The organism is Porphyromonas sp. HMSC065F10 (assembly GCF_001808555.1).
Taxonomy (GTDB): domain Bacteria; phylum Bacteroidota; class Bacteroidia; order Bacteroidales; family Porphyromonadaceae; genus Porphyromonas_A.
On the sequence record NZ_KV793803.1, the window covers coordinates 71,535 to 91,401 of the forward strand.

Annotated in this window: 19 protein-coding genes and 2 tRNA genes; 15 read left to right on the plus strand and 6 right to left on the minus strand. The window is 53.6% G+C overall.

Annotated features, from left to right (window positions below):
• Window positions 1–179: 179 nt before the first annotated feature.
• The 13 genes from HMPREF2890_RS07285 to HMPREF2890_RS07345 all read left to right on the plus strand — a co-directional run bounded on the left by HMPREF2890_RS07285 (window position 180) and on the right by HMPREF2890_RS07345 (window position 13,893).
• Window positions 180–1,037, plus strand: coding sequence for an endonuclease/exonuclease/phosphatase family protein (locus HMPREF2890_RS07285; RefSeq protein WP_070467247.1), 858 nt, complete (start codon window positions 180–182; stop codon window positions 1,035–1,037).
• A 108-nt stretch (window positions 1,038–1,145) separates the two neighbouring features.
• A tRNA-Asp gene (locus HMPREF2890_RS07290) sits at window positions 1,146–1,219 on the plus strand.
• Between the two features lie 342 nt (window positions 1,220–1,561).
• Entirely contained in the window at window positions 1,562–2,212 is a 651-nt protein-coding gene (locus HMPREF2890_RS07295) for a redox-sensing transcriptional repressor Rex (RefSeq protein ID WP_070467136.1), read from the plus strand.
• A complete protein-coding gene (locus HMPREF2890_RS07300) occupies window positions 2,209–2,820 on the plus strand; it encodes a hypothetical protein (protein WP_070467137.1) in 612 nt (203 codons plus the stop codon). Before HMPREF2890_RS07295 ends, HMPREF2890_RS07300 begins: the two co-directional genes overlap by 4 nt.
• A complete protein-coding gene (locus tag HMPREF2890_RS07305; RefSeq protein WP_070467138.1) occupies window positions 2,817–3,968 on the plus strand; it encodes a PorV/PorQ family protein in 1,152 nt (383 codons plus the stop codon). The genes HMPREF2890_RS07300 and HMPREF2890_RS07305 overlap by 4 nt, the downstream gene beginning before the upstream one ends.
• The gene (gene ispF, locus HMPREF2890_RS07310) at window positions 3,968–4,486 is read left to right on the plus strand and encodes a 2-C-methyl-D-erythritol 2,4-cyclodiphosphate synthase (protein ID WP_210394789.1); all 519 of its coding nucleotides are present in this window, start codon (window positions 3,968–3,970) and stop codon (window positions 4,484–4,486) included. Before HMPREF2890_RS07305 ends, ispF begins: the two co-directional genes overlap by 1 nt.
• Window positions 4,487–4,520: 34 nt before the next feature.
• Window positions 4,521–4,874 carry an aspartate 1-decarboxylase gene (panD, locus tag HMPREF2890_RS07315; RefSeq protein ID WP_070467139.1) on the plus strand — a complete coding sequence of 118 codons (354 nt, stop codon included), beginning with the start codon at window positions 4,521–4,523 and terminating at the stop codon, window positions 4,872–4,874.
• A gap of 5 nt (window positions 4,875–4,879) precedes the next feature.
• Window positions 4,880–6,685, plus strand: coding sequence for an arginine--tRNA ligase (gene argS, locus HMPREF2890_RS07320; protein WP_070467142.1), 1,806 nt, complete (start codon window positions 4,880–4,882; stop codon window positions 6,683–6,685).
• Between the two features lie 22 nt (window positions 6,686–6,707).
• Window positions 6,708–7,160 carry a deoxycytidylate deaminase gene (locus tag HMPREF2890_RS07325; protein ID WP_070467143.1) on the plus strand — a complete coding sequence of 151 codons (453 nt, stop codon included), beginning with the start codon at window positions 6,708–6,710 and terminating at the stop codon, window positions 7,158–7,160.
• A 15-nt stretch (window positions 7,161–7,175) separates the two neighbouring features.
• Window positions 7,176–8,807, plus strand: a complete 1,632-nt coding sequence (locus tag HMPREF2890_RS07330; protein ID WP_070467145.1) for a S41 family peptidase — start codon at window positions 7,176–7,178, stop codon at window positions 8,805–8,807.
• Between the two features lie 25 nt (window positions 8,808–8,832).
• Window positions 8,833–9,435, plus strand: coding sequence for a 5-formyltetrahydrofolate cyclo-ligase (locus HMPREF2890_RS07335; protein WP_083289880.1), 603 nt, complete (start codon window positions 8,833–8,835; stop codon window positions 9,433–9,435).
• A 410-nt stretch (window positions 9,436–9,845) separates the two neighbouring features.
• Window positions 9,846–11,810: a DNA topoisomerase (ATP-hydrolyzing) subunit B gene (gyrB, locus tag HMPREF2890_RS07340; protein ID WP_070467151.1), complete on the plus strand. Its 1,965-nt coding sequence runs from the start codon at window positions 9,846–9,848 to the stop codon at window positions 11,808–11,810.
• Between the two features lie 115 nt (window positions 11,811–11,925).
• The gene (locus tag HMPREF2890_RS07345; protein ID WP_070467153.1) at window positions 11,926–13,893 is read left to right on the plus strand and encodes a DUF4954 family protein; all 1,968 of its coding nucleotides are present in this window, start codon (window positions 11,926–11,928) and stop codon (window positions 13,891–13,893) included.
• Here the strand turns inward: HMPREF2890_RS07345 and HMPREF2890_RS07350 are convergent.
• The 6 genes from HMPREF2890_RS07350 to HMPREF2890_RS07375 all read right to left on the minus strand — a co-directional run bounded on the left by HMPREF2890_RS07350 (window position 13,890) and on the right by HMPREF2890_RS07375 (window position 18,781).
• Window positions 13,890–14,816, minus strand: a complete 927-nt coding sequence (locus HMPREF2890_RS07350; RefSeq protein WP_070467154.1) for an NAD(+)/NADH kinase — start codon at window positions 14,814–14,816, stop codon at window positions 13,890–13,892. The two genes, HMPREF2890_RS07345 and HMPREF2890_RS07350, sit on opposite strands and share 4 nt — an antisense overlap.
• Window positions 14,817–14,923: 107 nt before the next feature.
• Window positions 14,924–16,570: a diphosphate--fructose-6-phosphate 1-phosphotransferase gene (locus HMPREF2890_RS07355; protein ID WP_070467156.1), complete on the minus strand. Its 1,647-nt coding sequence runs from the start codon at window positions 16,568–16,570 to the stop codon at window positions 14,924–14,926.
• 24 nt (window positions 16,571–16,594) lie between these two features.
• Window positions 16,595–16,813, minus strand: coding sequence for a hypothetical protein (locus tag HMPREF2890_RS07360; RefSeq protein ID WP_070467158.1), 219 nt, complete (start codon window positions 16,811–16,813; stop codon window positions 16,595–16,597).
• A gap of 56 nt (window positions 16,814–16,869) precedes the next feature.
• The gene (gene truA, locus HMPREF2890_RS07365) at window positions 16,870–17,673 is read right to left on the minus strand and encodes a tRNA pseudouridine(38-40) synthase TruA (protein WP_083289881.1); all 804 of its coding nucleotides are present in this window, start codon (window positions 17,671–17,673) and stop codon (window positions 16,870–16,872) included.
• A gap of 120 nt (window positions 17,674–17,793) precedes the next feature.
• A complete protein-coding gene (locus HMPREF2890_RS07370; RefSeq protein WP_070467163.1) occupies window positions 17,794–18,429 on the minus strand; it encodes an OmpH/Skp family outer membrane protein in 636 nt (211 codons plus the stop codon).
• A gap of 121 nt (window positions 18,430–18,550) precedes the next feature.
• Window positions 18,551–18,781, minus strand: a complete 231-nt coding sequence (locus tag HMPREF2890_RS07375) for a hypothetical protein (protein ID WP_070467164.1) — start codon at window positions 18,779–18,781, stop codon at window positions 18,551–18,553.
• Between the two features lie 280 nt (window positions 18,782–19,061).
• Between HMPREF2890_RS07375 and HMPREF2890_RS07380 the strand changes: the two genes are divergently transcribed.
• Window positions 19,062–19,133: transfer RNA gene (locus HMPREF2890_RS07380), tRNA-Phe, on the plus strand.
• Between the two features lie 99 nt (window positions 19,134–19,232).
• Window positions 19,233–19,850, plus strand: a complete 618-nt coding sequence (gene ruvA, locus HMPREF2890_RS07385) for a Holliday junction branch migration protein RuvA (protein WP_070467165.1) — start codon at window positions 19,233–19,235, stop codon at window positions 19,848–19,850.
• Window positions 19,851–19,867 lie beyond the last annotated feature (17 nt).

Consider the following 19,867-nt stretch of genomic DNA (forward strand, 5'->3'; position numbering starts at 1 on the left):
GATATTAGAGTTCACTAATATCGGTATTAGAGATCTCTAATATCGGTATTAGTACGACGCGATATTTTTGATCCGGAAGTGCAGGTCACGATGGGTCCCTTTTTTTAGTCCGACCTTTTTCCTAAGCCTGTCGGTCGGTAATAATGGCTATCTTTGTCTCTGTGCAAGGCTATATTGATATGAAACGACTATTTCCGGTGCTCCTCCTGATCGCCTCCCTCCTCGTCGGAGGGAACTCTCTTGCGCAGCAGACAGCACATCCCTTGACTGTGGGAAGCTTCAACCTCAGGTACATCAATGACCACGATGGTGATAATAGCTGGGCAAACCGTTGCCAGATGGTCACCGACCTGATAGGTTACTACGGCTTTGACTTCCTCGGCACCCAGGAGGGCTACCTGGAGCAGCTGAGGGATATTGATACCCTTGATAACTATGACTACATCGGGGTAGGTCGTGATGATGGTAAGGAGGCCGGTGAGCACTCTGCCATCTTTTACCGGACCGACCGCTTCGACCTGCTGGATCAGGGTGACTTCTGGCTGTCGGAGACACCCGAGGTGCCGTCTCACGGCTGGGATGCCTCAGAGTGCCTCCGCATATGTAGCTGGGGACACTTCCGTGATCGGATCAGCGGCAAGACATTGTATTTCTTCAATGTCCACTACGACCATGTCGGTCAGGAGGCGAGACGTCAGTCTTCGCACCTCCTGCTGAGCCGCATCCGTCCCTTGCTCGATCGGGGGGAGACGGTGATCCTCACCGGTGACTTCAATGCCGGTCCCGATGAGGAGCCGATACGGATCCTCCGAGAGGCAGCGCTGCTTCGCGACTCGAGGACGATCAGCCACGCAAAGCCCTATGGCCCCTCCGGCACATTCCACGACTTTGATCTGAGTAACTTCTCTGATGAGCCGATCGACTACATCTGGGTGTCGCCCAATATCAGGGTGGATAACTATCGGACTATCACCGACCAAGACCATGGCAGACTTCCCTCGGATCACTTCCCGATCATGACGCACCTCACATTTTGAGCGATAGTAGAGTGCTATCCCCTTGCAGTATCCAATAAAATTCTTACCTTTGCAGAGCAAAACCGAAAGAAACAGGGTCAGAGAGACCTGTAAGAGTTCTGGAAGTTAGGTGCGGTAGTTCAGCTGGTTAGAATGCCTGCCTGTCACGCAGGAGGTCACGGGTTCGAGTCCCGTTCGCACCGCAGCGGAAAGAGAGATTGTAAGTCGCTGATATAAAGCACTTACAGTCTCTCTTTTTTGCATTTTCTCTCCGGTTTCTTCATACGATCTGTGCCTCGGATTTGCCTCAAATAGTATTGTTTTGCCCCAAAATGACCCCTCAACCCCGCAAAAACCACGCAATTTTTGATCCTGCCTTTTGGTCCTCAGACGTACGGAATGGAGTCCGGGAGGAGGGGTGGAGGAATTAGGGGGAAAATGGTAAATTTGAGCGCATTAAGCTAAGGAGTAGCTCTTCGGGTGCACAGCGAGCCCGAGGAGTAGCTTTCTCTGACGAGTAAAAACTTCGCTGTACGAGTCAATTAATGAGTAGAAAAAAGCCAAAGAATCAAGTGCCGGAGCCTGTCCTCCGTCGTCTGCCGTGGTATCTGGCGTACATCAAGCTGCTGCAGGCTAGAGGTAAGGAGGTGGTTTCCAGTACCTACATCGCCCGCAGCATTGGGATCGATCCGTCTCTCGTAGCCAAGGATCTGTCGTATGTCAATATCGTAGGCAAGACGCGCGTCGGCTACTCGACCGATGAGATGGTAGAGGTGCTGGGAAAGTTTCTCGGTTTTGTGGATCAGCATAAGGCCTATGTCTTTGGGTGCGGTAATCTAGGTGCCGCTCTCATCCGAGATAAGGGACTCTATCAGTATGGGCTGGACATCGTGGCGGGCTTTGACACCAGTCCTTCCGTGATCGGCGATGACTCCCTGGGGGTGCCTATCTATGATATGGCCGAGCTGGATCAGCACCTCGATGAGGGGGTACAGATCGGCGTGCTGACTGTGCCGGTCGAGTATGCTCAGGAGGTTACGGATCGTCTGGTGGAGAGTGGACTGAGGGCGATATGGAATTTTACGCCCTTTCGGATCGCAGTGCCGGACGATGTGGTGGTAGAGAATCTCTCTATGTATGCCAGTCTGGCAGTGATGTTCAATCGCGTCCACGCTATGGATCAAGAGGAGATATGAAGGTCTTCTGTACTGACTTTGATCTCCTTGTGGGCAACTCCTCTGCAGAGGACCCCCTGATGACAAGTCTCTACCTGAGGGGGGATCATACGCTCCTAAATAGTGGTAAGCGGGTCATGATCACCTCTTGGATGAAGGGGCTGAGCTATATGCCCCAGCTGGTCGTGAGGATTGACCGTGCGGGTAAGGGCTTCGAGCCACGCTTTGCCGACCGGTACTACCGGAGGGCTGCGTGGGGTGTGGCTTTGGCTGACCGACAGCTGGTGCTTGATCGGCTCTCTCAGCGTATGGATCCCGGTGTGGCATACTCCTTTGATGGCTCACTTGCGGTGGGGGACTTTTGCCCTATTGAGGAGCTACGGTCTAGTCGGGTGACACTCCTTGAGACTGAGGGGGCGACCCCTCTTCGTGAGTCTTCGGATCCTCTTCCACTGCCCTCGGACGACAGGATCAATGAAGTGGTCTCGGCGGTGGCTCAGCTCTATCTCCTTAAGACGGGCGACTGCATTTGTTTTCCCCTCGGAGATGAGTACAAGGCTATTGAGGGCGGGCATTACCTCTTTATTGCAGAGGGGGATGAGGAACTACTAAGAATAGGTATAGAATGAATATTGAAAAGAAATGGATCGCTCTGACGCTGCTGATCCTCACGCCCTTTGCGGGGTTGTCGGCTCAGGAGCCCGCCACTGAGCCCTCGGATCACTCTTGGTCTCCGAGAGTGACCGGTGCGCCCTCCCTCCTGATCACTCCGGATGCGGGGTCTGCAGCTATGGGTGAGAGTGGTCTTCTCTCTGCCCACGGAGCCTTTGCCCTTATGCATAATATGTCACTGCTACCGATCTCTGGTGGCCAGACGTGGGGGGTGTCGCTCTCCTTTACGCCGTGGATGCCGGATCTTACGCGGGACACAAACCTCTCGACTGTCACCGGGTACTACACCTTTGATGGGGCATCGGACCTGCGTCACTCCGTGGCGCTGGGGATGAGGTATTTCAATATCGGTCACACCCTCGCTTTCCCCAAGAGTAAGCGAGGCGTTATGGAGACACGACCCTACGAACTCTCTGTTGATCTTGGCTATGGACTGAGGGTCCTCCCTACGCTCAGTGTCGGGATCGGGCTCAGGTATTTTGTCTCCGACTACAATATTTCGCAAAATGGGGTGAGTAGCCTTGCTCAGACCGTTATGGGTGATCTCAGCGTGACCTATCGACAGTCCTTTTCTATCAATAGTCTGCCGACCGAGCTTACCGCAGCCTTGGCGCTACGCAACGTGGGAGGAAAGATGACGCACGATGGCGGTCTCTCCTATCTCTACTCGCCTGCCACGCTTGACCTCGGAGTGGGGGCGAGACTTCGGCTCACCGAGTCGGATGAGCTTTTCCTGCAGATCACGGGAGATAAGCTGATGGTTCCCGAGTATCCCACTTCGGCTAAGACCGGTAGTCTGGATGAGGCACGTAAGGCCTACTACCGGTACTCTATATGGCAGGCTATGGGACAGTCGTGGCGTGATACCGATGCTTGGCGCGATCTTGCTGCCTCCGTCGGTGTGGAGTATGGGTATAAGGGGCGGCTCTTCGCTCGAGCAGGCTACAGGTATGTCCATCCCGATGCCGGGGTTGGCGCCGGCTTGACCCTCGGTGGAGGCTTTCGCTACGAGATGGCAAGGCTTGACCTCGGCTACTTTGTGGCGAGCGATAGTAAGTCGCCACTCAATAATACCCTAAGAGTCACCCTGAGTGCAGACTTCTGATGATGCAAAAGATAAGGGTCGGCTACGGCTATGATGTCCACCGTCTCGTGGAGGGACGGTCACTGACACTCGGTGGGGTCCGGATCCCCTCGTCCAGAGGTCTCTTAGGGCACTCTGATGCAGATGTGCTACTCCATGCGATCGCTGATGCTCTCCTCGGAGCTGCTGCCCTGAGAGACATAGGCTTCCACTTCCCAGATACGGACCCCAAGTATGCCGGAGCTGACTCTACGCTCCTGCTTGCCGAGGTCTATAGCCTGCTCAGTGAGAGAAACTACAGAGTGGGGAATGTTGATGCGACCATTGTGGCGGAGTCTCCAAAGCTAAACCCCTTTGTGCCACAGATGCAAGAGCGGATCGCGGAGCTCCTGGAGGTCTCCCCAGAGGATATCTCGATCAAGGCAACCACCAATGAGCGGATGGACTCGGTCGGGAGAGAGGAGGGTATGACCGCTTATGCCGTCGCACTTATCTATGGGACGGAGTGCGGGGATAGTGATGAGCTGAAAAAAGGCTAATTTTGCCCCGCAATCAGATATAGGTATCAAGTCAATGTATATCGGAGTATTGAAGTCCAAGATCCATCGAGTCCACGTCACTGAGGCAAACCTTAATTACGTGGGTAGTATCACCATCGATGAGGAGCTGATGGATGCCGCTCACCTAATCCAGGGAGAGAAGGTGCAGGTGGTCAATAACAATAATGGTGCTCGGCTGGAGACCTATGTGATCCCCGGTGAGAGAGGTAGCGGGACGATCTGTCTCAATGGAGCTGCTGCTCGACACTTCCTGCCTGGTGACATTGTCCTCATCATATCCTATGCACAGATGACACCGGAGGAGGCTCTTCACTTTGAGCCGACAGTGATTTTCCCGGATACAACTACTAATAAACTTGTCGACTAATCCTTATGACTAATAGATCTTATCATACACTTGAGAATCATCTCCAGAGAGCGGTATCGGATGCTCTGAAGACCCTTTTTGACATAGACCTCTCACCTGAAGAGGTACGGCTGGATCCCACCAGGAAGGATCAGGAGGGGGACTTTACCCTTGTCGTTTTCCCTTTCCTCAAGCAGGCTCATATGAAGCCCGAGGAGCTGGGTAATGCCATTGGTGACTACCTGGCAGCCCACTTTCCTCGGATGATCCAGAGCTATAATGTGGTCAAGGGATTTCTCAATCTCTCTCTCACCTCTGCCCTCTATGTGGACCAGCTCGGTGAGGTGGCTGATCAGGAGCGATTTGGGACTCGTGTCACCGGTGAGGATGCGCCGCTCTATATGATCGAGTACTCCTCGCCTAATACCAATAAACCGCTTCACCTTGGCCATGTGCGGAATAACCTCCTCGGGTACAGCCTTGCACAGATACTCAAGGCTAACGGCTGTCGGGTGATCAAGACTAATATCGTCAACGACCGAGGCATCCACATCTGTAAGTCAATGCTGGCGTGGCTCAAGTGGGGCGATGGCGTTACGCCGGAGAGCTCAGGAAAGAAGGGGGACCACTTAGTGGGAGATTTCTATGTCCTCTTCGATAAGCACTATCGCGCCGAAGTAAAGGAGCTGATGGACTCTCAGGGCCTCTCTAAGGAAGAGGCCGAGGCAGCCAGCCCGCTGATGAAGGAAGCTCGGCAGATGCTCGAGAAGTGGGAGGCCGGTGATGAGCAGGTACGCTCGCTCTGGAAGAGGATGAACGACTGGGTCTACGCCGGATTTGATGAGACCTACAAGCGTCTGGGGGTAGACTTCGATAAGATTTACTACGAGAGCGACACCTATCTTGAGGGAAAGAAAGAGGTACTTCGCGGACTGGACGAGGGGCTCTTTGTCCGGGACGAGGACCGCTCCGTGTGGGCTGATCTCCGTGAGGATGGTCTGGATCGCAAGATCCTGCTTCGCTCCGATGGCACGTCGGTCTACATGACTCAGGACATAGGTACGGCGAAAATGCGCTTTGCTGACTACCCCATCGATCGCATGGTCTACGTGGTGGGTAATGAGCAGGAGTACCACTTCCAGGTCCTCTCCATTCTGCTCGATAAGCTCGGCTTCCCCTTCGGCAAGGAGCTTGTCCACTTCTCCTACGGTATGGTGGAGCTCCCCAACGGCAAGATGAAGAGCCGTGAGGGTACGGTCGTCGATGCAGATGATCTGATGCAGGCGATGCACGAGGAGGCGCATAATGTAAGCGAGACGCAGGGGCAGATCAAGGAGCTCCCCGAGGATGAGCGCAAAGAGGTCGACGAGATCGTCGGGATGGGCGCTCTGAAGTATTTCCTCCTGAAGGTCGACCCACGGAAGAATATGATGTTTGACCCAGAGGAGTCCATTGACTTCAATGGTAATACCGGGCCCTTCATCCAGTACACCTATGCTCGTATCTGCAGTCTGGTCAGCAAGGCCGGTGATCGCGTCGACTGGAAGGGGGCCGCTCTTGAGCTGGAGGAGAAGGAAAAATCGCTCGTACAGGCGATCGACCGTTTCCCGAGCGTGGTGTCAGCCGCTGCGGATGATCTCAATCCCGCTGCGATCTGCAATTACACCTTCGACTTGGTGAAGCTCTACAACCAGTTCTACCACGACTGCCCTGTCCTTCGGGAGGAAAATGCGCAGCTCCGCTCCTTCCGCATCAGCCTGAGCGAAGAGACCGGCAAGGTGATCAAGACCGCTATGGGCCTCCTCGGCATAGACGTACCTGAGCGGATGTAACTCTCTATAGCTCGATAAGGCAATGGCTCTATCTCACGAGGAAAAGAAGCAGCTGGCGGTCGACAAGAAATACCTCCGGATGGCTCGCATATGGGCGGAAAACTCCTACTGCACGCGGCTCAATGTGGGAGCGCTCATTGTCAAGGACAAGATGATCATCTCCGACGGGTATAATGGTACCCCGTCCGGATTTGAGAACAAGTGCGAGGACGATGAGGGTAAGACAAAGGCTTATGTGCTCCATGCCGAGGCAAATGCCATTACCAAGGTCGCTGCCTCTAATAATAATAGCACAGGCGCCACCATATATGTGACTAACTCCCCCTGTATGGAGTGCGCCAAGCTCATTATCCAGGCCGGCATCCGCAGAGTGGTGTACGCCACGCAGTACCGCATCACTGAGGGCATCGACCTCCTTCGTCAGGCGGGCATCACGGTGGACCATATCGACATTGACTCCTCGGAGGATCTCTAATCACTTCACTGAGCTATGACTAAGGACGCTGTCCGTAATATACTTGCTACTCTCCTTGTGGGTCTTGCGACACTCCTCCTGGCGGGGGGCGGGTACTACCTCGGTCGTTACAGGGCAGGACTTGGGAAAAACTCTGCCCTGAGTAAGCTCCAAGCCTCACTTGACCTGATCAATACTCAGTATGTGGACGAGGTCTCGAGCGACAGCTTAGTGGAGACCCTGATCCCGAGCCTTATGTCTCATCTCGACCCTCACTCAAGCTACCTGACGGCAGAGCAGAGGAAGAAGGAGAGGGAAGAGTTGGAGGGCTACTTCTACGGCATAGGTGTGGTCTTCAATTCCCTCAAGGACACCGCCATTGTGATCCGGACGATCCCCAATGGTCCCTCCGATCTCGTTGGAGTGAGAGCGGGGGATCGCATCATAAGTGTCGATGGACGATCCATCGAGGGTAAGATCCCTACCGATACGATTATGAGTCTGCTCAAGGGAGCCAACGAGAGTATGGTGACCCTTACTCTCCGTGATCCCTCCACCAATGACCAGAGGACTGTCCGGGTAAAGCGTGGCCCCGTCTCCACCAGTAAGGTAGGTGCCAAGTATATGATGAGTGACTCGCTTGGTGTGATCCGCTTGGACGGCTTCTCCCTAAATACCTACAATGACTTCATGCAGGCTTTTGCTCAGTTGCAGCAGAGAGGGATGAAGGGCCTTGTACTTGACTTGAGAGACAATCCCGGCGGCATCCTCGAGTCTGCCCTGAAGATGATCAATGAGATGCTCCCCAAGGATAAGCCGGTGATCTACATCGAAGGCGCTCACTACCCGCGAGAGCAATTTCTCAGCAGTGGGGGTGGCAGTCTGATTGACTTCCCTCTGTATATCTTGATCAATGAGTCCTCTGCATCAGCCGCAGAGATCGTCAGCGGAGCAATGCAGGACAACGACGCGGCGATCGTCATCGGACGACGCTCCTTCGGTAAAGGACTGGTTCAGAAAGTCTTTGAGTACCCTGACGGGTCCTCGGTTCATCTCACCATCGCCCGCTACTTCACGCCCTCAGGTCGCTGCATCCAGAGGGAGTACCATACAGGCGACAGTGATGAGTACTATAGCGACTGGGCAAAGCGATTCAGCAACGGTGAGCTCTACAGCTCCGACTCAATCCCAACGGACTCCTCTAAGGTCTACAAGACCGGACGCGGACGACTCGTCTATGGTGGGGGCGGCATTATCCCGGACATCTTCATCCCTCAGGACAGCTCCAAGCTTACAGGCTACACGATGGATGTCCTGCGTAGGGGGATCCCTCAGAAGTATGCCTTCCTCTACGCTGATAGCCACAGGGCTTACCTGACAGACATTGGTGACGAACTCCGGTGCTATGACTTCCTGAGACTACAGGGACTACCATGGTTGATGGGCAACTATGCTGCCCGCGACTATAATATCCCGCTGCGGGGCTACCTCCTCTCTCACGATGAGGAGTACCTCAGTGACCTGATGGCTCAGTCTGTCATTATGTATATCTATGGTGACGATGCTATGGCCAAGGTGGCTGCGCAGAGTGATCCGATGATCAGTCGCGCGGTGGACCTCTTCAGCCGTCAGATCTACTCACCGATGAGTCTTTCGTCGGAGAGGTAATCGTAGACTTTCTTTATCCTAAATCATGACACCAGTATTTAGCTCTCCAGTCACTAAGAAAGAGATAAGGGCCCTTGTCCGGGACCACTTCAGAGTGCTCTCTCCTGAGGAGCGTGACGAGCGGTCGGCAAGAGCTTGTCGATCCCTCTACGAGAAATTCTTGAGAGATCGTCAGGAGCAGAGCGTGGGACTCTTTATGAGTATGAAAAATGAGGTGCAGACGGCTGCCCTCATCAGTATTCTCCGTGCGGAGGGCTCACGTCGCCTTCTTGTCCCGAGATGCGATGATGGTGAGACCATTCGCTTCTACCCTATGGGTGATATCTCCGGCTATGAGCTATCCGGCTACGGGATCCCAGAGCCGACCTGCCCGATAGAGGATGAGGAGGTGCCTGAGTTACTCGTCGTCCCCGGGGTGGCATTTGGTCGCCGGGACGGGAGCAGAGTGGGGCATGGCGTGGGGTACTACGACCGTTACCTCGCGAAGCACGCCTCGGAGCTGAGGCTTGTCGTTGGACTGGGGCTTGAGTTTCAGATCTTTGACACAGTGCCTACTGACCCTCACGACTATCCTCTGGAGGGGCTCGCTTGGGAGGACGATACAGCGCTCTGCGGACCCTCCAGGTAAGATGCTTGACAAGGCAGCTGCATAAGCGCACTCTCTAATACCGATAAAAGAATTCACTAATACCGATATTAGGTGACACTAATATCGGTATTAGAGTTACCCCTCTTTTGACGGGGTAAATAGGGCAGGGGCGTTCATCGTCCGACAGCCATTGGAGAATGTTGCACGAAGTGCCATTCTCGCACATTTGTTTCAAATGTGCTGAGACTTTGCACGAAAGATGAGATGCAAGACGCTGAGGATGAGGTCGATGGGAGCGTACTCACGTACGTGACCGAGCCCGAATTCCGAAAGCAACGCACCAGATCGCCTTCGTGCAATAGTCTCCATTGAGACGGGTGCTTTTTTCTTCTCAGATCCGCATTATTTCGCTATCTTTGTATAGTAACAAAGAAGAGAATTATCAATCCATGAATACCGAAATAGAGACACCTAAGCCACAGGTGTATGACGCGTCCGACATCCAAGTACTTGAGGGACTGGAGGCGGTTCGTAAGCGACCGGCTATGTACATCGGAGACGTCAGCTCGAGAGGGTTGCACCACTTGGTCAACGAGGTGGTTGACAACTCTATCGATGAGGCAATGGCCGGGTATTGCAATAGGATCGAGGTAGATATCAATGAGGACAACTCGATCACAGTCCGTGATAACGGCCGAGGCATCCCTGTCGACATGCACCCCAAGCTTCATAAGCCTGCCGTCGAGGTGGTGCTTACTGTGCTGCATGCCGGAGGTAAGTTCAATAAAGACTCCTATAAGGTCTCCGGAGGACTCCATGGTGTGGGCGTCTCCTGTGTAAATGCTCTCTCCAATAAACTGCGTGTAGAGGTCTATCGCGATGGTAAGATCTATGCCCAGGACTATGAGAAAGGCAAGCCGGTGAGCCAGCTGGAGGTGATCGGTACGAGTGATCACACCGGTACGGTAGTCCGCTTTCTCCCCGATGACACCATTTTTACTACCACCCACTATCAGTTCTCAGTCCTTGAGGAGCGTATGAGGGAGCTTGCTTTCCTTAATGGAGGGCTTGAGATCCAACTGACCGACTACAGGGATAGGGATGAGGATGGTAACCCCAGGCGTGAGTCATTCCACTCGGCTCATGGTCTGGTTGACTTCGTGAGGTATCTGGATGCCAATAAGGAACCCCTCATCAGCGATGTCATAGATATCAATACTGTGCGTGATGATGTCCCGGTGGAGGTCGCTATGACCTACAATACGGACTTCAATGAGAATATCTTCACCTACGTCAATAATATCCATACCGGAGAGGGTGGTACTCACCTGACCGGCTTCCGTCGTGCACTGACACGAACCCTGAAGAAATATGCCGATGACTCCGGCATCCTTGAGAAGGAGAAGGTCGAGATCACTGGTGATGACTTCCGTGAGGGACTTACAGCCGTGATCTCTATCAAGGTGGCTGAGCCGCAGTTTGAGGGTCAGACGAAGACGAAGCTCGGCAACTCTGAGATCACCGGCATCGTCGACTCTGCCGTCAGCGATGCCCTGACGGAGTACCTCGAGGAGCATCCCAAGGAGGCTCGTGCCATCGTCGATAAGGTGGTCCTGGCGGCAAAGGCACGTACTGCAGCCAAGAGAGCGCGAGAGATGGTTCAGCGCAAGGGCCCGATGTTCTCCGGTGGTCTACCCGGCAAGCTGGCAGACTGTCGCAGCCGTGACCCTGAGGAGTGTGAGCTATTCTTAGTCGAGGGAGACTCGGCAGGTGGTACGGCCAAGCTGGGTCGCGACTCCAAGTATCAGGCTATCCTGCCTCTGCGAGGAAAGATCCTGAATGTGGAGAAGGCGATGCCCCACAGAGTATTTGAGAATAAGGAGATCCAGTCAATGTACACCGCCCTCGGTGTCTCTGTCGGCACAGAGGATGACCCCAAGGCGCTTAACTACTCCAAGCTGAGATACCACAAGGTGATCATCATGACCGATGCCGATGTGGATGGTGCGCATATCGCCACCCTGCTGCTCACCTTCTTCTTCCGCCACATGCGCGCCCTCGTGGAGGAGGGATACATCTATATTGCCAATCCACCGCTCTATCAGTGCCGGACCAAGAGTGGGGACAAGATTGACTACTGCTTCAATGACGAAGACAGGGCGGACTTTATTGCCCAGTATGGCGCCGGTGATGAGTCTAAGATCATCACCCAGCGATACAAGGGTCTTGGAGAGATGGACGCCAGTCAGCTCTGGGAGACGACTATGGATCCTCAGGGACGCTATCTCAAGCAGGTCACTCTGGAGAATGCCGTTGAGGCAGATCGAGTCTTCTCAATGCTTATGGGTGAGGATGTGGAGCCTCGAAGAGACTTCATCAAGGAGAATGCCACCTTTGCCACTGTAGATGCGTAGTATGTACGTCCTTCTGCAGGAGGAGGGTTATTAGATTTTAAGCGAGTGCGACTGACAGGTTTGTTAGTCGCACTCGTCATTTATGGAGATTTATTTTCTAAAGAAATAGATTATCATGAGACACTTGACAGAGGAGGAGATCACGCTTCTGGAGGAAAATAGGCGGTGTCAGGCAGATGACTGGAGTCGCATCGAGGTGAGTGAGACCTTTGCCCCCTCACAGCTGACCGAGGTGACGTTTGTGGGCCACTGTACCCTTGGTGACCTATCCGGCACCCACATAGATAGGTATGGGATCAAGCGGAGTAATGGCATCTGTCACGCGCTGCTGAAGGACACAACCATCGGGGATGGAGCGTATATTGCCAATGTCCGCGACTGCATATCGGACTACGATATAGGAGCTGACGTCACGATAAGTAATGTCAATGCCATCTATATGTCAGGCGCGTCGACCTTCGGCAATGGCGTGTCTGTGCCGGTACTCAATGAGACCGGTGGCATAGAGGTGCCTCTCTCTCGCAAGTTGACCGCTCAGATAGCCTACCTGCTGGTGACTACCCCTGACTCGGATCCCGTCCATCAGGAGCTGGTACGGCTGATTAGTGCGGACGTGGAGGAGTGCCGCTCGGAGCGGGGGACGATAGGAGACAACGTGAGGATCGTCAATACCGGTACCGTCACAGATGGGTACATAGGCGATGGGAGCATCATCGATGGTGCATCGATCCTCAGCGACTTCTCTCTCTGCAGCCGCCCCGGATACCCGGCTGTGGTCGGTAATGGAGTGATCGGTAAGCACTTCATCGCAGCTGCCGGTGCCTCAATGGTGGATAATTGTACGCTGCATATGGTCTTTGTCGGTCAGTCTGCAAAGGTGGGAAATCTTTTCTCAGCCAATGAGTCTCTGGTATTCAGTAACTGTACCTTAGAGAATGGAGAGGCTGCTGCCATTGTTGCCGGTCCCTTCACGGTATCTATGCACAAGAGCTCCTTACTGATCGCCGGCCTTTTCTCTTTCCTCAATGCGGGCTCGGGATCCAACCAGAGCAATCACCTCTACAAGACCGGTCCCATCCATCATGGTGTCGTGGAGCGGGGGAGTAAGACTTCAAGCGACTCGTATATCCTCTGGCCCTCAAGGATCGGTCCATTCAGCTTGATCATGGGTCGCCATACGGATCATGTGGATACCTCCGCCTTCCCCTTCAGCTACGTGATCGAGAATCACAATGAGACTTATCTCGTGCCCGGTCGAGCACTCCTAACTATAGGGACGATGCGTGATGCCAAGAAGTGGCCCTCTCGTGATCACCGACCGGGAGACTGTAAGCTTGATTGCGTTAATTACAACCTGCTCAGTCCCTACACGGTGGGGAAAATGGAGCAGGGATATCGAAAGCTGCAGGAGCTGCTTGACTTTGTCGGGCAGCACGATGAGACCTATATTTATCATAATCTCCACCTTAAGTCCTCATCCCTGCACCATGGGCTTAGGATCTATAGGCTTGGGATTGATAAGTTTATCGGCAACTCCCTCATCACTCGTATCCGAGATAAGGTGGAGAGCCGAGAGATTGCCACCATTGAGGATCTCAACAGGCTACTCCGACCGGATCACGATGAGGGAGTAGGTCCTTGGACGGACTTGTGTGGTATGATTGCTCCCGAGCGTGGGGTGAGACGGCTCGCTGATGGCTTGAGAGAGACTGCATATGCGACGATTGATGACTTTAGCAGTCAGGTCCGATCACTGCATGAGAGGTATTACGAGCTGGAGTGGGACTGGAGCTACGATCTGATCTACCGGTGGTACGGGCTTGATAAGTCTGAGTCTTTGACAGCAGAGGTGGTCCATGAGATACTGGACCGCTGGATCGATGCGGTGCTGACGATAGATCGCAGTCTCATCCAGGATGCTGCCAAGGAGCATGCGATCGATCGGAGGATATCCTCCTCTGCAACTACTCAGCTGGATGCAGCGGATGAGCTGGATCAGGATGTGTATGTCCAGTGTGTCCGGGAGCACATGGAGCGGAAGCAGAGCCTCTATGACTCAGTCGTAAGGCAACTGCAGCTTTAGTCTTTAGTCGGGTATAGAGGGGTTTCGTCTTCGTCACTATCAACTGACCGTGAGTCGGCACCCCACATCAGCTTCTTACGAAGGTTTTCAAAGTATTGGTAACTGCTGGTGTGGAGTACCCTGACTATCCGATCCGACTTCCGGACGGTCACACGACAATTGTCCGGGAAATCCTTTCCTCTCCCGTCCAGAGCGATGGCAAATGTCCCTGATCGGCTGCTGATTGTGAAGTCGATCGTCATACTGTCGGGTATCAGGATCGGTCTCATCGTGAGAGAGTGGGGGGCTATCGGGACTATAAGAAGTGTGGAGCAATTGGGGTGAACAAGTGGTCCGCCTACGCTCAGCGCGTAGGCGGAGGAGCCTGTGGGCGTTGACACGAGCACCCCATCTGCCTGGTAGTCGACCATCCATTGTCCACAGACCTTGGTGGTGACTCTGATCATACTCAGGATGTCTCGCCTGATGACGGAGACTTCGTTTAGTGCGATCCCTTGGTGAATGACCTTCCCGTCCGGATCGGTGACGACTGCCTCCAGCGTGGCTCGCTCGTCCACCTGAGCCCGCCCGGATCGTATCTCATCCCAATAAGAGGAGAGGATATCAGGCTGCATACTGGAGAGGAAACCCAGGTGCCCGGAGTTGAGACCGATGATCCCGGCTTCCGTGCCGGCGACCAATTTTGCACCTCGTAGGAATGTGCCGTCCCCCCCGATGCAGACCATTAGGTCAGTGTCAATAGTCCCGCTGAGGGGGTAGGTCTTCACGCCTGATGGAGCTATTTTGTGCTGCATCAGGTAGCTAAAAAACCGACTATCAATGGTTACCTCATCGGCACTGTCGGTGGTCAGCAGGTCCAGGATACCTCGAAGAGTATCAAGTGAAGCGGTCTGATGGGTCGAGCCTATGATGTTTATCCTCATATATTTACTCTAAAGGTCACTGAATATCCCCGTGGACAAATATAGCAAAAGGGGCGGGATCGGAATGCTCCGATCCCGCCCCTTAGGCGTTATTGGGTACTCAAGCCTTACTTGTGCTCCAGAAGGATGGTCTTAGTCGGACGATCGCAGACGGAGCTCGGACCCCAGTACTGAATCGGTCCCGGATAGACGAAAGCGGTCTCCTTAGCCCACTCCTCGCGATGGCTCTCAAACTCTCTGAACGGAGCGCCCTCCAGGTCAACAAGTGCCTTGCGGATCACCGGTTTGTCCTTTCCTCCGCGACGCTCAATATTGAACATCATCGTGATCGGCGTGCCACCGGCAATCCACTGCGAGACCTCTCTCGTGAGATTTTGTACAGAGCTCATATATCCCGTCAGACCGGCCTCGATCAGCTTACTTGCTGTAAAGCCCAGGGTATAGCAGTAGTCGGCATCAAAATTGGATGGAGCAGCACATCGTCCCTCATAGCCGAGGAAGTGGTGCTGAGTCTTAAAGGAGCCCTCGTACTTCCCCTCCTTCTTCCACTCTGCGAGTTTCTTTGCCACCATCCCCGAGAGGAGCTTCTCTGTCTCGATGAGTGACACTTGTACATTGCCGTGTGGGTCTCTCTCTCCGGCGATCTGATAGGCAACCGTGTCGGGCAGGGAGCGGAAGGCCTCTGCATTATCTGCTGAGAGTCGTGAGGCTATGAACTCAAGTTGCTCCTCCTTCGGGGTGTGAGCAAAGTCGTCTCCCACCTTGGCGAGGAGGTCATTCAGCTCGCTGATGAGATCTCGCATAGAGGGGATAAACTCGATCAGCCCCTCTGGGATCAGGGCTACACCAAAGTTATTGCCCTCAGCAGCACGCTTAGCCACTATCGAGGCAATATATTCTACAATCTGACTTAGGGACTGCTTCTTCTCCTCTACCTCCTCCGAGATGAGACAGATATTAGGCTGCGTCTGTAGAGCGCACTCAAGTGCGATGTGAGAGGCAGAGCGTCCCATCACCTTGATGAAGTGCCAGTACTTGCGCGCAGAGTTGCAGTCGCGCTCAATGTTTCCGATGATCTCGGAGTAGACCTTTGTGGCTGTGTCAAAGCCAAAGGAGGTCTCTATCTGCTCATTCTTGAGATCCCCATCGATCGTCTTGGGACAGCCGATCACCTGTACTCCGGCATCGATCGACTTGTAATACTCAGCGAGTACACAGGCATTGGTATTGGAGTCATCACCGCCGATGATCACGAGAGCAGAGATGTGGAGCTCGCGCAGGATCTGGAGTCCGCTGTCAAATTGATCCTTAGTCTCCAGCTTCGTGCGACCGGAGCCGATCATATCAAAGCCTCCCGTATTGCGATACTCATCGATGATCTCATCGGTGAGCTCGATATACTTGTGCTCGATCAGACCGGAGGGTCCCATTAGGAATCCGTAGAGCTTGCTCTTGGGATTAAGTGCCTTGATGCCATCGAAGATCCCCGCAATCACATTGTGTCCGCCGGGGGCTTGTCCACCGGATAAGAGGACCCCTACATTGATCGGGTCGTGCTTGGCATCGGCATCTTCCCCCTTCTCAAAGGTGATACTCGGCATGCCATAGGTGTTGGGGAAGAGTCCCTTGACTCTCTCTTGGTCAGCTACCGACTCCGTGGGGTTGCCCTTGACGGTGTGTAGCTTCCCTTTCAGCACGTCAGGCATCTTGGGCTGATAGGCCTTTCTCTCTTTCTGTAATTCGCTTACTCTCATAAGATGTGTATGAATGTGTGATGTTTATTCCTCTTTCTTACCCCTCTTGGACGGATCGTTGTGACTGATGAAGTAGAGCATCAGACCGAAATTGAGTGCCAGTATCAGGCACAGCAGTGCGAAGTAGGTCTTCATCCAGCCTGCTAAGAATATCAGGCAGACGATCGCGCCGATGATTGAGATGGCGGCTCCTGCTATTGCGACTGCTCTAAAGCCACGAAAAAACCTTGGTCCCGGAGGCATGGTAAATATGGATTAGTGTGATACTTCTTACCTATCAGTACAAAGGTACTCATTTTTCACTCCTTGGGAGTATCCCGGAGTGGCGTTCCAGACTCAGCCTCCGAGGCAAAAATGGTCTCTGGGTAAGTCACCTCCTCCAAGAATAATCCCTCGCTCGGCGCAGACGAGCCGCAGAGGGATCTGTCACGGGCGGATAAGAGATCTCCGAAGGCCGATGGGTCCATTTTCCCACGCCCAACCTCAAATAGTGTCCCCACTATGCCACGGACCATATTTCTCAAGAAGCGATTGGCCGTGATGTGAAAGGTGTAGCAACACTCACCGAAGGAGCGGTCACGCTCCCACTTCGCCTCTGTGACGATGCAGTTGTGCGTCCTGACCTGAGAGTGCTTCTTGGAGAAGGTGGTAAAGTCGTGCTCACCGATGAGATAAGTGGCCGCTTGGTTCATAGCCTCAAAGTCCAGCGACTCGGGCACAGGGGTACAGTATTTCCTGGTGAAGGGTGAGGCTGTAGTCCTTACGTGATATCCGTACCGGCGACTTGTCGCATCAAATCGGGCGTGGGCATCTGCGGTCACCCGCCTGACCTCCAGTAAGGCAATGTCGGGGGGAAGGAAGCGTCGCAAACGATAGACCATCTCCCCCATCTCTCTGCCCGACAGGTCGAGGTCCAGATGACAAACCATTCGACTGGCATGCACCCCCGTGTCGGTCCGACCGGCACCCGTGATGGATATGGGAAGGCGAAGCATCGTGCTGAGTCTCTGCTCCAGCTCCCCCTGCACGGTGCGTCCCTCCGGCTGCGATTGCCAGCCGAGGAAGTCGGTGCCATCGTATGCTATGTAGAGGAAGTATCTCATACCCTTCTTCTTTTGCTCAGAAAAAAGTCCCACAGAGATCCGTCAAGAGGAGCACTGTGGGACTTGCTTTTAGATGGTCAGCCCATCCTTGATAAGGGTAGGGCGCCATCGTGAGGGGGCTTACTTCTTGTCCGTCTCCTCCTTCTCTGCGGTGCTCTTGGAGGGGTCGTACTGATCGTTGAGATACTTGATCACCTCCTCAGTGATGTCGTACATAGGCACCGAGTAGATGATTGAGCCACCTTGGTTGGTGAGGATCACCTGATAGTGTCCGTGGAGCTCATTGTAGGTGCGTATCTGAGACCAGATGGTATCGGAGAGCGACTTCATCGTCTTAGCCTGCTCCTCCATCAGTTCACCTGACAGCTTCTGCTGGAGCTGCTGGAAGTCCTGCTGCTTCTTCGCAAGCCTCTGGTACTCCCGCTCGGCACGCTCCTGGCTGAAGAAGGCGTTGTTATTCATCTTGTACTGAAAGTCCTGCATCTCCTTCTCAAGCTGACGACCCTGAGCGTTGAGGTTTGCCTGCTTGGTCTCAGCGGATGCCATAAGCTTGTCGTTGACGTCCTTGGCATAGTTGTACTGGGTCATCAGGCTGTCAATGGTGACGTAAGCTATCGGCATAACAACGGTAGAGTCGCCGGTAGGCATGGGCGCCATCTTGGGAGTTTTGGGCTTGTCTGCGAAGTGAAGCACAAAAAGTGCAACTACTGCTACCGCCAAGATGACGGTGATGATGGTATTTGTAGAGTTCTTCATTGATGAAATGCTGGGAGCTGTAGGCAGAGATGCCCGAGATGACTCCTTTGAGAATTAATGGTTTTGGAGAATGACTGTATGATAAGAGATGTAAGTGTGATCAATCAAAGTGATGGAGGTCTTAGTCGTCCGGGAGCTCCTGACCCTCGCTGATGCGATCGTATAGGTCCCGATGCTTCATCTCAAGTGCGGTGATCTTATTGCCGCAGACGAGTCCCTTAGCGCGCAGTGCGGGCTGATCCTCTATTTCGGTCTTAGGGAACTCTCCACCTTTCACGAAAAACACCCGCACGCCCAAGAGTAGCACAGCTATCCCTACGAGTGCAAGAGTGAGTATGAGAGTTGTCGTCATAACTTGGTAATCGTTTCCTTAGGTGATCAAATACGCTGGCAAATATACCTTTTTTATTGCTTTCAAGGGTCCTGATCTCTTTGGGATCCGGTGAGGAGCGTCATCTTTAGGTAGTTATAACATTTCGTCGCTCGGTCTGTCGAGGCTTGTACAGCCTGAGTCGTCACTTTCCTCAGGTCGATGAGAGATGGTGAGGACGAAAAGGGGGCTTGCTAATCCAAATTTTTATCTTACCTTTGCAGTGCAAAAACGAAGAGTACATCTCTCGTATGGCGCAAATGGCGCGGTAGCTCAGTGGTAGAGCAATGGACTGAAAATCCATGTGTCCTTGGTTCAATTCCAAGTCGCGCCACTCCCTCCCCCGAAGCCCCTTGGATGTTGACTTAGGTCTCATTCAAGGGGCTTCACTTTTTAGGCTGGCTGGACTTCTTTTTTTTCGTACCTTTCCACTATGATTGAGTATATCTACGGGAAACTTTTCTCCAAGAATCCGGCATCTGTTGTCGTGGAGGCAGGCGGCATAGGGTACCTGCTCAATATCACCCTCAATACCTACAACGCTCTGGACCGTCTGGGGGCCGGAGAGGTTCGACTCTTTGTCCATGAGGTCATCCGTGAGGATGCGTACGAGCTCTATGGCTTTCTTGATCAGAGTGAGCGACAGATCTTTCGTCTCCTGATCGGGGTCTCCGGCATAGGGCCTGCCACCGGGCGACTTATCCTCAGCACTTTTACCCCTAAGGAGCTGGTCTCGATCATCGCGGCCGGAGACGACAGGTCCCTGCAAGGGGTCAAGGGGATTGGAGTCAAGACTGCTAAGCGGGCGATACTTGATCTTAAGGACAAGGTGGTCGCCGAGATGGCTGACTTCATCGATGCTAAGGATCTTACCCGGGATGACAAGGCGGTACCACTGGCGAGGAGGGAACTCTACGAGGAGGCGGAGCAGGCTTTTGTCACGCTGGGGTACACAAAGGCTATGGCTCATAAGGTGATCGCTATGCTGGTCAAGGAGGATCCTGATATGAGCGTCAATGACATCATCCGCCGAGGTCTGCAGATGCTCTAATCATCCTACCGACTGCT

Coding starts and splice junctions, on each gene's coding strand:
- HMPREF2890_RS07350 (WP_070467154.1), bottom strand. CDS start 14,816: ATGAGGATAAACATCATAGGCTCGACCCATCAGACCGCTTCACTTGAT.
- HMPREF2890_RS07300 (WP_070467137.1), top strand. CDS start 2,209: ATGAAGGTCTTCTGTACTGACTTTGATCTCCTTGTGGGCAACTCCTCT.
- HMPREF2890_RS07335 (WP_083289880.1), top strand. CDS start 8,833: ATGACACCAGTATTTAGCTCTCCAGTCACTAAGAAAGAGATAAGGGCC.
- HMPREF2890_RS07285 (WP_070467247.1), top strand. CDS start 180: ATGAAACGACTATTTCCGGTGCTCCTCCTGATCGCCTCCCTCCTCGTC.
- HMPREF2890_RS07375 (WP_070467164.1), bottom strand. CDS start 18,781: ATGACGACAACTCTCATACTCACTCTTGCACTCGTAGGGATAGCTGTG.
- argS (WP_070467142.1), top strand. CDS start 4,880: ATGACTAATAGATCTTATCATACACTTGAGAATCATCTCCAGAGAGCG.
- HMPREF2890_RS07295 (WP_070467136.1), top strand. CDS start 1,562: ATGAGTAGAAAAAAGCCAAAGAATCAAGTGCCGGAGCCTGTCCTCCGT.
- HMPREF2890_RS07345 (WP_070467153.1), top strand. CDS start 11,926: ATGAGACACTTGACAGAGGAGGAGATCACGCTTCTGGAGGAAAATAGG.
- panD (WP_070467139.1), top strand. CDS start 4,521: ATGTATATCGGAGTATTGAAGTCCAAGATCCATCGAGTCCACGTCACT.
- HMPREF2890_RS07305 (WP_070467138.1), top strand. CDS start 2,817: ATGAATATTGAAAAGAAATGGATCGCTCTGACGCTGCTGATCCTCACG.
- HMPREF2890_RS07325 (WP_070467143.1), top strand. CDS start 6,708: ATGGCTCTATCTCACGAGGAAAAGAAGCAGCTGGCGGTCGACAAGAAA.
- ispF (WP_210394789.1), top strand. CDS start 3,968: ATGATGCAAAAGATAAGGGTCGGCTACGGCTATGATGTCCACCGTCTC.
- HMPREF2890_RS07370 (WP_070467163.1), bottom strand. CDS start 18,429: ATGAAGAACTCTACAAATACCATCATCACCGTCATCTTGGCGGTAGCA.
- HMPREF2890_RS07360 (WP_070467158.1), bottom strand. CDS start 16,813: ATGCCTCCGGGACCAAGGTTTTTTCGTGGCTTTAGAGCAGTCGCAATA.
- HMPREF2890_RS07330 (WP_070467145.1), top strand. CDS start 7,176: ATGACTAAGGACGCTGTCCGTAATATACTTGCTACTCTCCTTGTGGGT.
- ruvA (WP_070467165.1), top strand. CDS start 19,233: ATGATTGAGTATATCTACGGGAAACTTTTCTCCAAGAATCCGGCATCT.
- truA (WP_083289881.1), bottom strand. CDS start 17,673: ATGAGATACTTCCTCTACATAGCATACGATGGCACCGACTTCCTCGGC.
- HMPREF2890_RS07355 (WP_070467156.1), bottom strand. CDS start 16,570: ATGAGAGTAAGCGAATTACAGAAAGAGAGAAAGGCCTATCAGCCCAAG.
- gyrB (WP_070467151.1), top strand. CDS start 9,846: ATGAATACCGAAATAGAGACACCTAAGCCACAGGTGTATGACGCGTCC.